The sequence below is a fragment of the Bifidobacterium catulorum genome, from assembly GCF_003129925.1.
In the GTDB taxonomy this organism is placed as follows: domain Bacteria; phylum Actinomycetota; class Actinomycetes; order Actinomycetales; family Bifidobacteriaceae; genus Galliscardovia; species Galliscardovia catulorum.
The window spans coordinates 13722-29762 of sequence record NZ_QFFN01000028.1 but is presented as its reverse complement, the minus strand read 5'-3'; the positions used below and the strand labels follow the sequence as shown (position 1 = coordinate 29762).

Annotated in this window: 12 protein-coding genes; 9 read left to right on the top strand and 3 right to left on the bottom strand. The window is 60.8% G+C overall.

The features are described from left to right. The 9 genes from DF200_RS10845 to DF200_RS08525 form a co-directional block, all read left to right on the top strand. On the top strand, positions 1-204 hold a 204-nt coding region (locus DF200_RS10845), incomplete at its 5' end, for a hypothetical protein (RefSeq protein WP_158275823.1). A gap of 203 nt (positions 205-407) precedes the next feature. Further along, a complete protein-coding gene (locus tag DF200_RS08560) occupies positions 408-839 on the top strand; it encodes a PH domain-containing protein (protein ID WP_109137861.1) in 432 nt (143 codons plus the stop codon). Positions 840-1048: 209 nt separating this feature from the next. Next, positions 1049-1450, top strand: a complete 402-nt coding sequence (locus DF200_RS08555; RefSeq protein ID WP_109137860.1) for a Rid family detoxifying hydrolase — start codon at positions 1049-1051, stop codon at positions 1448-1450. Between the two features lie 691 nt (positions 1451-2141). Beyond that, a complete protein-coding gene (locus DF200_RS08550; RefSeq protein ID WP_109137859.1) occupies positions 2142-2324 on the top strand; it encodes a hypothetical protein in 183 nt (60 codons plus the stop codon). Between the two features lie 310 nt (positions 2325-2634). Further along, positions 2635-4380, top strand: coding sequence for a serine/threonine protein kinase (locus DF200_RS08545; RefSeq protein ID WP_109137858.1), 1746 nt, complete (start codon positions 2635-2637; stop codon positions 4378-4380). Beyond that, a complete protein-coding gene (locus DF200_RS08540) occupies positions 4377-5018 on the top strand; it encodes a hypothetical protein (protein WP_109137857.1) in 642 nt (213 codons plus the stop codon). Before DF200_RS08545 ends, DF200_RS08540 begins: the two co-directional genes overlap by 4 nt. Beyond that, positions 5015-11548, top strand: coding sequence for a dermokine domain-containing protein (locus DF200_RS08535; RefSeq protein WP_109137856.1), 6534 nt, complete (start codon positions 5015-5017; stop codon positions 11546-11548). Before DF200_RS08540 ends, DF200_RS08535 begins: the two co-directional genes overlap by 4 nt. Positions 11549-12686: 1138 nt before the next feature. Beyond that, on the top strand, positions 12687-14024 hold the full coding sequence (locus DF200_RS08530; protein WP_109137855.1) for an FHA domain-containing protein: 1338 nt from the start codon (positions 12687-12689) through the stop codon (positions 14022-14024). A gap of 290 nt (positions 14025-14314) precedes the next feature. Then, on the top strand, positions 14315-14761 hold the full coding sequence (locus tag DF200_RS08525) for a hypothetical protein (RefSeq protein ID WP_109137854.1): 447 nt from the start codon (positions 14315-14317) through the stop codon (positions 14759-14761). A 111-nt stretch (positions 14762-14872) separates the two neighbouring features. Here DF200_RS08525 and DF200_RS08520 read toward each other — a convergent pair whose 3' ends face one another. From DF200_RS08520 to DF200_RS08510, 3 genes are read right to left on the bottom strand one after another with little or no spacing between them, the layout of a single operon-like run. Then, on the bottom strand, positions 14873-15130 hold the full coding sequence (locus DF200_RS08520) for a DUF4176 domain-containing protein (protein ID WP_206603429.1): 258 nt from the start codon (positions 15128-15130) through the stop codon (positions 14873-14875). 24 nt (positions 15131-15154) lie between these two features. Beyond that, positions 15155-15559 (bottom strand): hypothetical protein, encoded by a 405-nt coding sequence (locus DF200_RS08515; protein WP_109137852.1) that lies wholly within the window; start codon positions 15557-15559, stop codon positions 15155-15157. Further along, positions 15544-15843, bottom strand: coding sequence for a hypothetical protein (locus DF200_RS08510; protein WP_109137851.1), 300 nt, complete (start codon positions 15841-15843; stop codon positions 15544-15546). Before DF200_RS08510 ends, DF200_RS08515 begins: the two co-directional genes overlap by 16 nt. Positions 15844-16041: the final 198 nt, after the last annotated feature.

Sequence of the window (16041 nt, the reverse complement as noted above, 5' to 3'; positions counted from 1 at the left end):
CCGAACGGCCCATCGTCCAACGGCGGCGCCCCCAAGCCCGGCTCCACGACCGACAACAAGAACAATGCCACGACGAACCAGCAGAAGCAGCAGGGCAAGCTCTCCGCAACCGGCGTGGACATTCAGACGGTCGCCGGACTGTGCCTGAGCATCCTGCTCATGGCGGGCATCGCCTACGGCATCAAGTTCCGCAGGCGCGACTGATCCCAACGGATTCGTCAACCCCATCAGCCGGTGAATTGACCGACGTCGGCCGATGACCACAGTGGCTCCACACTCACAAGTGTGGAGCCACTTTTTCATGCCCGAAACCGACGAATTGCAACATCATGAGATTGATTCGCCAATCCGGCGCGACATCGGCCGTACGATGGAAACGTATCGGTCCCCGACGAAAGGAATCCCCGATGTCCAACAGCATGGCCGATGGCGACGTCCTGTGGTCGCAACGCAAACGCAACTGGTGCCGCACCCCGTTCACCTTCACCACCTATACGCTCACCGCCGACGAAATCGCCGTCAAAACCGGCGTCCTGCGCGAGACCTACGACATGACGAAACTGTTCCGCATCGTCGACATCACCATCACGCGCACACTGCTGCAACGGCTGTTCGGCCTCTCGACGATCACCTTGGAAACCCGCGACCAATCGTCGGGCGGACAACTGGTGCTGAAGAACATCATCCACGGATTCGACGTGCGCCGCACCATCCAACGTGCCGTGGACGAATCGCGCAGTGTGAACCGCGTGAGCGCGCGCGAATACATGGACGCCGGCATCCCCGACGAAGGCTACGACGGCACGGGTTCGGAGCCGGACGGCGGCTACGACGCGTAGGCCGTCCTCACGATTGTCGCGGTCGAGGAAGAGAGCGCGTACAACGGCTGAGGAGACTCGCGACGCAACGATGCGCGGCAGACGCGGTCGCCCGTATGACGGTCGTTCTGCGGCATCGGCATAATCCACGCCGTACAATGCGGAATCATGGACCGGCGGCTCCATGCCATCGGTTTCGTGGGAACACCAACGCAACGAAGGGAACGATCATGGTGGACAAGCTCGAAGAAGTGGCGACCGCATACGCGCCGGCCGCATTGGGCGCCTACAGCCAGGCGGTGAAGGCGAACGGATTCGTGTTCGTCTCCGGCCAGCTCGGCATCGACCCCCACACCGGCGAACTCGCGGGCGCGACCGCCGGCGAACAGACCGCGCAGGCCCTCAAGAACATCAAGAACATCCTTGACGCCTCCGGCAGTGGCATCGAAAACGTGGTGCGTGCCACCATCTACATGAAGAACGTCGACGACTTCAAGGAGATCGACGGCGAATACGCCAAGGCGTTCATCGGTTCGGTCAAGCCGGCACGCGTGGCCTTCGGCGGCAACAACATCCCCAAGGGCGCCCTCGTGGAGATCGACGCCATCGCCGTGCTCAACGACGCCGACTGATCGCCGATCGGCGATTGCCGGCACGTCCCCGGTTCCTCTCCGATGCTGGACATGCAACGGAGGAGAACCGGGGACGTTGTTGTATTCCGGTCTGTTGCGGGGATGCGACGAATCGGAACCGTGGCGCGGTGTCGGTTCCCATCCGTCGCTGACGATGCAACGGAGGAGAACCGTGAAGCGATGCTGGTTCCCATCCTTGCGTAGAACGCGACAAACCGTAACCGTGGCGCAGGTTTTCTCGCACCGGTGCGTTATAACCTGCGTTGGGAGGCTGTGTGCGTAGGTTTTGCCCGCGTATGCGTTATAACCTACGTTTGGAGGTCCCATGCGTAGGTTTTCCCGCATCGTTGCGTTATAACCTGCGTTGGGAGTGGGTCTGTGATGGTTATAACGGATTCGTGCGTTATAACCATTGCTGGGGGAGTCGTACGGATAGGTTTTTTCGTACGCATGCGTTATAACCGGTGCGAAGAGGCTGTGCGTAGGTTTTTTCGTACGCATGCGTTATAACCGGTGCGAGGAGGCTGTGTGCGTAGGTTTTTGCCCGCGTATGCGTTATAACCCGTGTTTGGAGGTCCCATGCGTAGGTTTTCCCGCATCGTTGCGTTATAACCATTGCTGGGGAGTCGTACGGATAGGTTTTTGCCCACGCATGCGTTATAACCGGCGCGAACGGCCTACAATACGAAGCATGTTCCTTGCACTCGTCTTCGTTCTGATGCTCGTTGCGGCGCTGCTGCTGGCGGCGGGCATCAGACTCATGCGCGCGAGGACCCGCATCCCCGTCTACCCGCTCGGACTGGCGCTCGCCGTCGTTGGGGGAGTGGGCACGCTGGCGTTTCTGGTCATTTTCGTCGCATACGCCATCGGATGAGGATATCCATCGCGCGAAGAGGCGACGCCTGCAATCGTATCCCCTCTACGTAGTCGACGGCAACCCCACGTGGTCCCCTTCGTCGCGAAACCGTCGCTGGAGAGGAAGCCTCGGCGCATGTGGATTCATCACGGTTACGTAGAAATGACGGCAATATGCCGTTTCCCTGGCGTTCACCATTGCGTCCCCGTAAATTACGGTGCCGACGTCTCTCTTCCCCTTGTCACAATTAGAGGGTATATTCCATGAGAGAGCATACGAATGGTCGGACCGCGCCTGAAGGGGGCCGATCTGGAGAAGGGTCACATGAATGGTTGCAGAAAACGCCACTGTTGGTAAACGGTATAGGATTCTCGCCCAGATAGGCAAGGGCGGCATGTCCACGGTTTACCTTGCCATGGACTCCTCTCTCAACAAGCAATGGGCCATCAAGGAGATTCGCAACGTCTCCGATTCCGCCCAGCGTGATCTGGTCATCAAGAGCCTCACCGTCGAGGCCAACATGATCAAGCGTTTCGATCATCCGGCGATTCCGAGAATCGTCGACCTGATCGAGGAGAAGAACAGCCTGTTCGTCGTGATGGACTACGTCGAAGGCCGGACGCTGTCGAGCATCCTGAAGAAGGAGGGTCCGCAGAAGGAATCCGATGTGGTCGACTGGGGCGTGCAGCTGTGCGACGTGCTCGACTATCTTCATCGCCGCCGTCCGCCGGTCGTGTTCCGCGACGTGAAGCCCTCGAACGTGATGCTTACGCCGGAAGGGGCCATCAAACTCATCGATTTCGGCATCGCCCGCGAGATCGGCGACGACCGCGGCGAACGACCGCTGCTCGGCGACGCCCGTCAGCTCGGCACGCCCGGCTTCGGCGCGCCCGAACAGTTCGACCCCGACGGCGAGGTCGACGCCCGCACCGACGTGTATGCGTTGGGTGCCACACTATATTTCCTGCTCACCGGACGCCACCCGCGCAAGCACAAGATGGTGCCGATTCGTCAGGTGCGGCCCGAACTGTCCGAAGGACTTGAATCGGTCCTCGCCAAGGCCACGCGCAAGAACCCGGACGAACGCTTCCAGTCGTGCGCGCAGATGGCGTACGCCCTCAAGCACTACAAGGAGGAGGACCAGGCCCACCGCGACGCACTGCTGTTGAAATGGCGCGGATTCCTCGCCACCGGCATCGCGTCGGTCGTATGCCTCGTGCTCGCCGGCGGTTCGCTGCTCATGGCCAACCATGCGCAGAACTCCGACTACGACTACTGGATGGGCCAGGGCGCGCAGACGTCCGACGATACGCAGGCCGAGGCCGCATTCGTCAAGGCCGCGTCCATCAAGACCGACTCCGCCGAACCGTACGAGAACCTCATCAAGCGCTACACGGCCGACGGCAGCCTCTCCGATCGGGAGGAGCAGACGTACAACTCCGCCATCACCGAACACATGGCCGACCTGCAGAGGAACGCCGACACGTGGGCGCAGCTCTCCTTCGACACCGGCAAGATGTACTGGTACTACTACGACGGCACCCGCATGAAGGGCGACGCCGCGAACTCCGAAGGCCAGAACCAGCAGGACCAGCAGGACCAGCAGCGGTACGCGCGCATCCGTGCAGCATCGCGCTGGATGCACAACGCGGCCGAGACGCAGGGCTTCAAGGATGCGAACGTGGCCAGGATCTACGCCGACATCGCCGACTTCAACACGCAGATCGTGCCGCTCATCAACGAAGGTTCCGACGCAGGCCGATACAAGCCGTACTTCGCCAAGCTCAACGATCTGGTGAACAACGCCGGCAAGGAGAACAACGAGGTCATTCGCCTTGAGGCCGCGAACCTCTCGCTCGACGCGCTGCGCGTCTACCCGCGCAAGTTCCGTGCGGACGGCGTCTCCAAGGAGGAGATGCGCGTGCTCGCCGACGCCGCCCTTGACCTGGCGAACTCCAGCAACACGACCACCGACGAACTCGATCAGAGGAAAAAGGAAGCCGAGAACGCCTACAAGCCGGCGTTGGAAGCCATCTCCAATGCTTTCGTTGACATCAAGGGGGACGCGAAATGAGCGCGGATACGTGGAGACTGCTGGCCGTGATTTTCCTGGCGCTGGCCATCGTACTGGCGGTTGCGGCCGTCGTGATGTACAGGATGCTTGCGATTCGCGACGTGCGTGACGCCCTCACCGGACGCACCGCCCAGCGCGAGATCGCCCAACTGCGCGGCGAACGCGCCGGATCGTGGCGAGGCGCCGCGACCACCGGCCACAGCAAGCCGATCGCCGACGGCGGCACGCATGAAACCAGCGACATCCAGGTGCGTTCCGTCACCGGCAGCGGTCCGGCCGACGGCGCATCGGGCACCGGCTCCTCGCAGCCCGCGACGCCGACGGTGCCCGCGGGGCGCGGCTTGGGAGCCGGCTCCGGCGACGGCACACGGAGGAATGCATCCACCAAACGCAGCACTACGCACGTGGCCTCCGAAAAGATTCGTGAACAGATGACCGAGCAGATTCCGCCAGTGGATTCGCCGGCCGAACCGTCCGTCGTGGAGATTCCGGTGAACATGGCCAGCTCCGCCGAACTCGCCGACGACGAGGGCGAGACCTCGCTGATGCAGTTCCGTAAGATCAACAAGACTTCCAATAGCGATGCGGATGATGACGAATCCCGCACGATTCTGGTCCGTGGAGGAAAGAAGCAATGAGTTCCCAATTCCATACAGCATGGCTGCACGCGCTCGCCAGACCGTTGGCGTGTGCGGCGGTGGCCGTCGCCGCCGTCGCCGGGTTGTCGGCGGCGGGCATGGGCGCGGCCTATGCGGCCGACGACACCACCGGCTCCGTGCAAAGCCAGACGACGACCGGCGGCACGGCCTCCACGCCGAACACCGCCAAAGGCGGCAACACCGCGTCGAACGGCGGTGCATCCGCCGACGCTGCGAAGGGCGACGGTGCCAACAGTGCGGCCAACACTGACGGCAGCTCATCCGAGGGGACGGCGAACGGCGGTTCGTCCGCCGGCGCCAACGCAGCCGACATCAACGGTAAGTCGAATGTGTCCGAATCCGTGCGCGCCAACGCCGACACCACGACCCCGTCCGTGACGACCGACATCTACGCGGCCGACAAGGACGGCAAGGTCGCCGCCGACGCCACGCCGATCACGACGGGCGTCACCAACGCGAAGAAGATCCGCGTGGCCGCCACCGTGGTCTATCCCGCCGACAAGTTCGCTGCCCTGCAGACCGACGACACCAAGACGCTCACGCTCACGCTGAGTGTGACGCCCGACCCGACGCAGCCGGCCCAGCGCATCGAGAAGACGGTCAAATACGCCGACTTCGTGCAGGCGGTCGACGAGGATGGCAAGCCAATCGAGAACACGTACACGCTGGTCTATACCAGCGCCGACGAGACGACGACTCCCGTGACCGCGCCCGAATTCGACCTCATCGCCGACAACGCCACATACACGTTGTCGATCACGGCCAACGATATCCTCGACGCCAACGGCAACGCAATCGTCGTCAATGACGTGGACCTCGCCCAGGACGCCGCCGCGCCGAAGGCGGCCGGCGTAGCATACGCCTCCGCGCAGGACGCCGCGGATGCGCCGGTCAAGGCCGGCGACACGTGGCTGACGAAGACGAAGCGCGTGTTCACGTTCACAACCGATGCCGCGGACACCGATATCGACCATCTGGAGATCTCCGGCAAATACAGTACCGACGGCAAGGATTCCAAAGCCCTCGACGCCGTGAAGATCACGGCGGCCAACGGCGCATACTCGTGGACCACGCCCGAAGACGGCGTCTACAAGCTCGCCGACCTGAACGTCGTCGTCATCGACAAGGCGGGCAACAGGTCCGACGCGACCAAACTCGATGCGGTCAAGACCGACAACACCGATCCGGCGGCCACGGCCCCGGCCACGCTGGTCGTCGACGCCGCGGCGGGCAGGAACACGGCCATCACAGTGAACGGCACCGAAGCGAAGGACCTCAAGGGCACGTACACCAAGGTCATCGGCGTCACCGTGAAGAACACTGATGACAAACTGTTCGTCAAACGACTCGAAATCGCCAAGGCCGCCAAGGCCGACGCGACCCTGCTCACCGGACTGGCCGACAACTGCGTGATCCCGACCACGCCGGACACCGTCATCACGTGCAACGGTGCGGTGACGGACGGCACATATACGGTGGGTCTGAACACGGCCGTGCTGCCGAACGCGACGGCGAAGGTCACATTCAACGTCGACGGCACCGCGCCCGTCGTCACGGATATTCGTTACGTATCCAACAACCAGGGTCGTGACTACACCCGCGGCAAGACCACTGTGGCCATGGGAGACAAGGCGGCGCGCTCCATCATCTTCACCGTCGAAGACGCCGCCCCGAACGGTGCGAACTACGCCTCAGGCGTGAAGTCCGTCGTCGCCAACGGCACCTACACCGACCCGTTCGGCGCGAACAAGACGCTCGCCAACGTGGAACTCAAGCCGGTGGCCGGGCAGAACGGGCAGTACGAGCTCGTCTTCGACCAGTCAGGCGTGTATGACTTCTCGAAGATCGAAATCACCGTCTCCGACAAGGCAGGCAACGGATCCGCCGCCGAATCCATCACGGACATCGCCAACGGCTTGACCCCCGCGGCCGACGTGCCCGGAACGCTCAAACTGCTCAACGGCACCTCGCTCGGCAAGGTCAGCAGCACCATCCGCGTGAACGGCAAGGACTACGGCAACGGTCCGGACGTGAAATACCTGCGCCAGACCGCCACCGTGACCATCCTCGTGAAGAACAACCCGTTCTTCGAGGACGTGTGGAACACGGCGAAGAACGACACAACCGCCGTGAATCTGCTCAACCGCACATTGGCCGCCGACGGCACGGACGACGCCACCGGAGTGTGCCCGGTGGACGGCGCCGCCGCCTACGTGCAGCAGGGGGCCGGTGAATACCTCATCACCGCATGCGGCAAGCCGGGAGCCGGGCAGACGGCGCTGATCCCCGACGACAACGCCGGAGCGGGTGCCGCCCCGGGCGCCGTCGTGCAGAAGAACGGCACCTACACCATCACACCGGCAGACAACGCCACCGCGCAGTTCCTGCTCGGCAAGACCGACAACAACCCCACGAAGTTCGGCATCGACAACCAGAAGCCGTCCATCACCGGCGTGACATACCACGCCGACGCCAAGACCGACCTCAAGGCCACGGTGGACGGCGAGGCCCGTACGCTCGCCAACGGTCCCCGCTCGTTCGACATCAACGTGCGCGACCTGCTCAGGCACACGGACGATGCGGCCTCCACCGGCGGCGACCAGAAGGACACGTCCGGCGTGGCCGACGTGACGGCGAAGATCGACTACACGACCTTCGCCGGCAAGAAGCAGACCAAGAACGTCACGCTGACCGCCAAGAAGGGCGAGCCCGGCGTCTACACGCTTACGCTCGGCACCAACGACGGCAAGGAGGACGGCGTCTACACGCTCGCCGGCGTCACGCTGACCGTGAAGGACAAGGCCATCACCGTGTCGCAGGGCAAGGAGACCGACCCCGACCCGAACGTGCTTGCGAACACCACGCTCGCCGACGCCAAGACCAACCTCAAACTCGCCGCGCTGCCGGACTCCATCGGTATCTCGGGAGACAAGGGCGGGGCGAAAATCGGTCTGGACGGTGTCTCCGGCAATTCGCCATACAACAAGGACATCAAGGCCGTTACGGTGGCTGTAACCGACAAGGCGTTCAAGTACCGCTGGGACATCCTCAAGAATGGATACCAGAATGTTGACGTCTTTGCCACAAGCACATTGGAGTATGCATCCAAGACCGACAACGTCACGGGATTGACCATCGGCAAAGCCTCGGAAACCGAGACCAAGGAAGGTGGCGTCCTCTCCTGGGACGGTGCCCTCCTACCGCAACTCGACAAGAAGACCGATCTCGGTGGGAGTCAGAAGAACGGCGGCTACACGCTGAAATTCACCAACACCGTTGACGACAAGACCCTGCTGGCCAAGCCGGCCGATTTCAAGTACACGCTTGATACCATGACTCCGCAGGTCACCGACATCAAACGTGAATCGACCGATCCGAACACGAATCTGGTCACCGGGTACCAGGGGCATAACATCCGAGTCGCCAGCGGCAGCCAGACGCTGAGTATTCGCGTGCGCGATCTGCTGCCGGAGGAGCAACGAAAGAACACGGGCGTGGACGAGAAGAAGGGAAATGACGCCTATACCGCCCAGCTTGATTCGGTGAGGATCTCCGTCCCTGAGGCTAAGGACCTTGCCGGCAAGTCTCTGGGGGCAGCCGAATTCAAGCAGTCTCCGGACACTCCGAACAATGACGGCGATGGATGGTACAACGTCACCATCAGCAGTGAAGGTTTCTATCCGTTGAACGATGTCACCGTCACCGCTACGGACAATGCCAAGAACACGGCATCCAACGTGAAGTTCGGCGATCTGGCGAAGAAGCACGGTCTTGCATACGACGCCATCGTGGTCGACAACGGCACGACGCCGAATCGTGGCGCTTCGATCGCGTACGGCGATGTGTCGGGCAACCCGCAGTCCCGCGAACCCGGCTATTACTTCCGCGGTGATGTGAACCAGACCGTCACCGTCACCGACCGCTGGTTCCCGCTGTACCAGAGACTTTCCGGTCTGCAGGGTGAGCAGGGTGAGCAGGGTGACTTCTACGCAGGTCAGGTCGACAAGACTCCGCAGCGTGCCTCGGGCAAGGACATCGTCGCTGTTGCAGATGTCAACCCCACCCAGCTGGGCAAGACCGGCGAGTACACCTACCAGTACACCAACAAGATTCGTCCGGCCGGGGCCAGCAATAGGGCCGAAGGCCATTACAACACCCGTGTCAACTACATCGGATTGTTGCCGGCCAATAACGCAAAGCACGAGAAGGCTCAGCAGTCCAAGGACTTCGTCATGGACTGGACGGCACCGAAGCTGGGCAACCTGACCTTCAGCGCCACCAGTCCGAAGCACTGGAACTGGATCTTCGCCACGAACCCGTTGCGCGTGACGCTCGACGGCGTGAACGACCCGATCTCCGGCATCTGCTCCGTGCGCGCCACGAACAGCCCGAACAGCCACGACTGCACGTCGAACGCCTCAGCCGGCAAGAACGGCGTCGAAAGCGTCGGCTTCCGCGCTTACGATCGTACGAACTTCCGCAAGTACGGCACCGCGCTGAACTACGACCCGTGGATCTCGAACACGAACGCCAACCCCACCCCGGCCGCCGTCTACTCCGGCAGCACCGCGGGCGGCGTCATCAGCTTCTTGATGACCGGCGACAGCCAGCGGCTCACCCTTAACGGCACAGCCATCGGCCTGACCGACGCGGCAGGCAACCCCGTCGACACCGGCTCGCTCAACGACTACGCGCGCAGCAACGTGCGCGGCGTCACCGGCGTGGCCATCGACACCGTGGCGCCACGCCTCACCGTGACCTACGACAACAACAGCGCACGCCACGGCAAGTACTACAAGGCCCATCGCACCGCCACCGTGACCATCAGCGAATCCAACTTCGACTTCATCAGGAAGTTCGACGGCGGACGTGTAGTCGTCACGTCGTCGGTCGACGGACGGAAATCCACCGTGCCGGTGAGCGCGTTCACCAACGCCAACGGCGACCGTCGCACGTACACTACGCAGATTCGTTATGCGCAGGACGGCGACTGGGTGGTCGACGCCGCCATCACCGATCCGGGCGACCACCGATCCAACACGTACCACGCCGAATTCCCCAGCGCCACCGTCAACCCGGTGCTCAAGCTCGCGTTCGACAACAACAATGCCCGCAACGGCATATACTACAACGCCACGCGAACCGCCACGATCACCGAGGTCGAACGCAACTTCACCGCCGCCGAATCGCCCATCACCACCACGGCGAAGGACGACAACGGCTCCGCGGCATCCGCGCCCGGCCCTGGGCAGTGGACGAAATCCGGCGGACAGTACACGTGGACCAACAGCGTCGCGTTCACCGGCGAATTCCACTACACGCTGAAGGCCGAAGCCACCGACCTGGCCGGCAACCAGGCAGTCGTGGTCACCGAACCGGAGTTCGTCATCGACCTGACCAAGCCGAAGATCGACATCACGCGCGTGGAGGACAAGACCGCCTACGCCGGCACCGTGGCGCCGAAGATCGCCTACGACGACACGAACATCGACTTCAGCAAGGTCACGTACACGCTGAGCGGCGCCCATCGCGGCACCATCAAGAACCCGGAAGCCTCGGAGACGTCGAACAAGAACGACCGTACCGTCGACTTCGCCGACTTCCAGCGCAAGGTGGACGTCGACGACGTGTACACGCTCACCGCCCACGCCACCGACATGGCCGGCAACGAGTTCGAGGCGAAGAAGACCTTCTCCGCCAACCGCTTCGGCTCCACCTACCTGTTCGACACCGAGACGAAGTCGCTGCGCGGCGCCTACCTCAAGCAGGCCGAGCCCGTGCGCGTGACCGAGATCAACGTGAGCGGCCTGCAGACCGGCAAGTCCGCCATCACCGTGGTGAAGGACTCCAAGGCCACACAGCTCGGCAAGGGCGACTTCAACACCGAGTCCGAGAACGACAAGGGCTGGAGCCGCACCCTCTACTCCATTCCGGTGAAGCAGTTCGGGTCCGACGGCTACTACCGCGTGCTCATGCAGTCGGTGGACAAGGCCGGCAACCTTTCGCAGAACACGATGAACAAGAAGGACGCCGACCGCAAGGGCACCGCCGAAGTCCAGTTCGCCATCGACGGCACCGCGCCCACCGCCAGCATGGTCGGCGCGCAGTCCGGCGGCGTCTACTACGGTTCCGAGAAGGCCATCGCCGTGAACGCCAAGGACAACCTCGACCTCGCCTCCGCCGAGCTGTATGTGGACGGCGACCTCAAGGGCAAGTGGGACGACGACCAGTTGCTCAAGCAGGACACGTCCTACAGCATCCCGTCCGACGCGGCCCGCCACGAGGTCTCCATCCGCGCCTACGACAAGGCCGGCAACATGACCACCGCCAATTACGACAACGTGATGGTCGCCGCCAACTGGTGGCAGTACGCCACCCACACCGGATGGATCCTCAACACCATGATCTTCGGGGCGATTCTGGTGCTCGCCGCCATCGCCGCGGGCATCGTGTTCGCCGCACGGCGCAAACGCGGCGGGGATTACCGCGCGAATCCGTTCGACCGGTGAGACGGGTGTGCCGGCCGGACGGCGAGGCGTGAGGCTGGGCGTTAGCGCCGCATGAGCCCGCTCGGCCGGTAAGGTGTACGGTCGGCAGGCATAAGGTGCACTGCTGGCCGACCGGCCGAGCGTGATGTGTGAGGCCGGCCGAGCGTATGGCGGTAGTGTGCCGTGGCACGGCGCCCTCTGGCCGGTCGGTCGGTGAGACGTGTATGGCCCTGCCGGCGGTAGGCAGGCGCAACGATTGCACCCGTGCTGCGTGTTGGACTTCGCCCTACGTGCTGGACTTTCCTTTGCGTGTTGGACTTTCCATTGCGTGTTGGACTTTCCAATGCGTGCTGGGAACGGAATCGTTGTAATTTCAACGATTGTGTTTTTCGGGGTCCAGCACATAGCGCGGAGTCCGTCACGTAAGGCGAAGTCCATCACGTACAATCCAGCACATAGGCCGAAGTCCGTCACGTAAATCGAAGTCCAACACGTACATACCGCACGCAAGCTGAAGTCCAACACGTAAGCCGTAGTCCAACACGTAGCGCGAATTGGGTGGTCGGGTCTTCGTGTGCGGTTACGGGATACCGTCGTCCACGGGAGCAGACGCCGTCCTTGGCATCGAATCATGCGCGAAGGACCACGGTGTCTCGTCGGCCGGATGTCCCCGCTGCGTTACAAACGAGATCGTTATGAAGTACAAGAGCGCATTCCGTCAAATTCGCTCCGTCGTCCTTTGGAATGGGCCGTCTTTAAGGGACGAATCGTGATTTCGTAAGAAAAATCGCTTCATCCTTGGGAATCAGGTCGTTGCCGAAGGACGAAATCGTGTTTTCGTGATTTTGAGCGTTCGTCCTTGGAAAATCTTTCGACTGAACAATACGATCCGCATGATTCCGCGGTTTTCAAGGGCCGCGTTTTCCAACGACGAAGGACGAGGCCGTATTTCCGCGAAAAATCGTCGTAATCCGTCACCATCATTCCGATTCTCGTGGACGAGACCGCATTCCGCCGAGTTCATGCCATAGTCGCCATAGTTCATCGCGATTGTTGTTTCTCACGGAAAAAATGCCACTTCTTCAGTGATTTCATAACACCACAAATTGACGGTAGGGGAGAAACGTACATGGGGTGTATGAGGGCATAGGATGGTGGCATGAGGATGAGAATCAAACGAAACTGGCGTGTCGGGGCGCGAACCTTGCGCATAACCGCGACCGGTGACGAAGCTCTGGATACGGCCAACGCCCAATGGCTTACCATGGGAGGTTCCTGCTGGCTTCCGTTCCGATATGAGGTCTCATCCAGCGTAATCATTCTGTATTACGACGTTACTGACTGCGTTACGTTGCATAAGCGAATGCGCGTCGGATTTCCCAAGGGACTGTTTACCCGGGTATTGATTGCGATTGCCAAGGCGATGCAGCAAAGTGAAAACCGGAGGCTTCCCTCAAAATCCGTGCTGTGGAACGAACGACATGTGTATATTGACGAGCAGGGTGATGTCCGGTTCGTGCTGGTGCCATTGTATGGGAATGAGCGTCCTGTCAGTGATGATTTTGCCGTATTGATGAAGCGTTTGATTTCTAACCGTCGAATGAAGTTGACTTCGCCGGATGAGATTCAGCTGCAGCAGGCGTTGAGCATGTTTGTGGCCCAGAATTCATCATTTAATGCAGGGGAGTTCCGCCATTTTTTGGCTGTGATGAATGTGATGACCGATGTGCGTGTCGTCCAGGCTTCGTCATCTGAGACCGATGATCTGGGAGCGGCGGCGTCGGCCTGGACTGATGCCATGACCCCGGTGACGATGTCGGAGAAGCAGGAAGGACAGGCATCCGAGGCACAATTGTATGATCCGAATCCGTATGGGGAAACAGTAAATGCCGCACGTTCGATGCGTGATCTGGAACGTCGTCGTCCAATCCCGCTCGTGCAGTCCGGAATTGCCGATACTGGGGCAACGGCATCCACCATGAGGCCGCCAGCGTCAGGCGTTTCAGCGACTTTACCGCCTGAACCGTGCACTCCCGTGACGCCGCATAGTGTGCCATTGCCCCCGGTACCGCGGCGGATTTCGGCAAACACATCATCATCGGCGTCATCGGCCTCCTCAACGCCGATTGCACCCCCATTGCCGCCGTTTCCTTGCCGGAACCGTGGAGAATTACCGGTGCCGCCTGCGCCACATGCCATCGTCTCCCAAACAACGGGGGTTGAGATCATACGCCGGCGTGATGGTCGGCGTATGGCGGTATTCGGAGAAGCGGCCAGACACGGCATTGCCATCGGGCGCTCCCATACAGCGAACCTACGCGTGACCGGCAACGATGATATCAGCCGTATTCACGCCATCATCGCCATACTGCCCGATGGCCGATTCTCACTGACCGACAACAACTTCGGCAACGGCACCTTCATCAGCGGCAGACGACTCATGCCCCGGCGAGCCGTGCATTCTCCCGTCTGGAGCCAGTTTCGCGCTCGCCAATGAAACGTTTATCATTCATGCCTGCGAGTAGTGGCCATGACGGGTCAAGAGGTGGTCCAATGCCTGCTTTTCCTGCTATGAGGGATATTCTCTTTATAAGGTTTGTTGTCTGGGCGTTATATACCGGTGCAAGCTGTTGGGAATAATGGAATCAAAGGGGGAGTTGGATGATGCCACCTGCACCTATGCCGAAGCCTCCTGTTTATGGCGGTGTTCCGGTTCCGCATCCCGACGCCCGGCCTCCGTATGCTCCATCCGCTCAACCTACGCGTCGAAGGCACAGACCGTTATGGTTGTGGCTGATTGTCGTTGCCATCGTCATTGCAACTGTAATCGGTGTCGTGTTCGCCGTGAACGCCATGAAGGAGCGCTCGCAGTGGGAAGAGGCCATCGCAGTAAGTACAACGGAAAAATGCTTGGCAAAGGAGTTGGTTGCCCGATACTCCGGTATCACAAATATTGGTTTTCGCGGGTATTCGTATAACGGTATGACGGGTGCGACTTCGTATTACGCATCCATCAATGGGGTTGGAACCACTTGGCGGGTCAGCGGGAAACCGGGGGAATCCTGTAGCATAGCCTCCTTTGCGATGGATATCGAGAACCTGCAGGATAGTAATAATGGTTGGCTTGCCGGAAATCGGCAGTCGGGGGTCCGGCTGCGGGATAAACGTCTTGACCCAGGGAAAGTCTCTCTGCGCGGTGTAAAGGTCACGTATTCGCTGGATAAGAGAGCGTGAGTGTTATGGGTACATCGAATGATGGTTTTACCGATGAACAGCTTCGGTATTTGTCTGAAGACAGCTCTGATATTGATCAGAGTTCAGACGTATCCGTTCTTTGGATACGTTTTATTCCACGACTCCTCGTGGGGTGGTGTTGTCCGGATCGTTCACCCAGTTGGTGAACATGGTGTCGAGCCGGTTCTGGTCGTCATCGCGATAGCCCTCGAACACAACCTCGTCCACGTCGACATCGTGGAAGTAGTAGATGTTGTCGGGGTCGAATCCTTGGGGATAGAGCACTCCGGTGTAGTCGAAGAACACGTCCCGGCTCATGATTTTCTGGTTTCCACCAGCCAGATACACGACGCTTCCGATAGGTAGCATGATGATTCTCCTTTACATGGTTGGTTATTCGTCGACGATGACGTAGTTCCGCCGTTCCGTCAACGGGGCGAAAAGGTAGAAGCGTTCGAACATCAGCATCATGGACGGGGCGATGACGAAACCCACGAGTCCCGCCCAGGAGGATTGTGTGACCATGATGAGCGTGCCGGCGCCTATGAACAGCACGTAGTACAGCATCCACCGGGCGATGATGAACACGCGTGGTCTTCCCCTCGCCCCCATCGGATCCTCCACCTGCACCATGAGACGGCAGGGCATGTTCCCCGGGTCCAGTTTCGACGTCCAGCAGCGGGAGAACGCCAACATGGCGGCCAGTTCGCCAAGCAGGACCACGGCAAGAAGCATAATCCAGTGTTCGCCGACCCATGGGGAGGTGGTCAGGTATGCGACGTTCACCGGCGCGGGCATGAGAAATAGTCGAGGATGAACACGAGATACAGTATTTTGCCCCACCAGGAGACACGGCGTACCGGCAGGCCTCGAAGCTTGGTAATGGATTCCGGCAGATCCTTTTCGTTCCAGACACGGCACCGGTACGATGCCTCGGGGAAGAGGCCGGGGAGGAAGCGGCGAAGGTCTGCCGGGTCGGAATAGTCCACAAGCCATGTTCCGCCATGCATGCGGATGCGATACCAGCGCACGTCAAGCCGTTCCGCCGACTCGACCACGTAACGGTCATAATGGTTCGTCATTGATGAAACACGCTTTGCGCGCAGATTATATGCCTCCAGCGGCTTCATTCGCAGCACTTGCGTCCGACGCGATTTTTGCCATCATGCCCTCTGATCTTGCGGATGAGAATCTGATATCGACCCATTGTAATGGATGTCGGAGAGGGGATGCATGAGGGTGTTATTGTCCTACGATTTCGGTGGGTGTAACCTAGTCAA

Bases quoted from the DNA above. Each gene is read 5' to 3' on its own strand.
- DF200_RS08540 (WP_109137857.1), top strand. From the start codon at position 4,377: ATGAGCGCGGATACGTGGAGACTGCTGGCCGTGATTTTCCTGGCGCTG.
- DF200_RS08520 (WP_206603429.1), bottom strand. From the start codon at position 15,130: ATGCTACCTATCGGAAGCGTCGTGTATCTGGCTGGTGGAAACCAGAAA.
- DF200_RS08550 (WP_109137859.1), top strand. From the start codon at position 2,142: ATGTTCCTTGCACTCGTCTTCGTTCTGATGCTCGTTGCGGCGCTGCTG.
- DF200_RS08545 (WP_109137858.1), top strand. From the start codon at position 2,635: ATGGTTGCAGAAAACGCCACTGTTGGTAAACGGTATAGGATTCTCGCC.
- DF200_RS08555 (WP_109137860.1), top strand. From the start codon at position 1,049: ATGGTGGACAAGCTCGAAGAAGTGGCGACCGCATACGCGCCGGCCGCA.
- DF200_RS08510 (WP_109137851.1), bottom strand. From the start codon at position 15,843: ATGACGAACCATTATGACCGTTACGTGGTCGAGTCGGCGGAACGGCTT.
- DF200_RS08535 (WP_109137856.1), top strand. From the start codon at position 5,015: ATGAGTTCCCAATTCCATACAGCATGGCTGCACGCGCTCGCCAGACCG.
- DF200_RS08515 (WP_109137852.1), bottom strand. From the start codon at position 15,559: ATGCCCGCGCCGGTGAACGTCGCATACCTGACCACCTCCCCATGGGTC.
- DF200_RS08560 (WP_109137861.1), top strand. From the start codon at position 408: ATGTCCAACAGCATGGCCGATGGCGACGTCCTGTGGTCGCAACGCAAA.
- DF200_RS08530 (WP_109137855.1), top strand. From the start codon at position 12,687: ATGAGGATGAGAATCAAACGAAACTGGCGTGTCGGGGCGCGAACCTTG.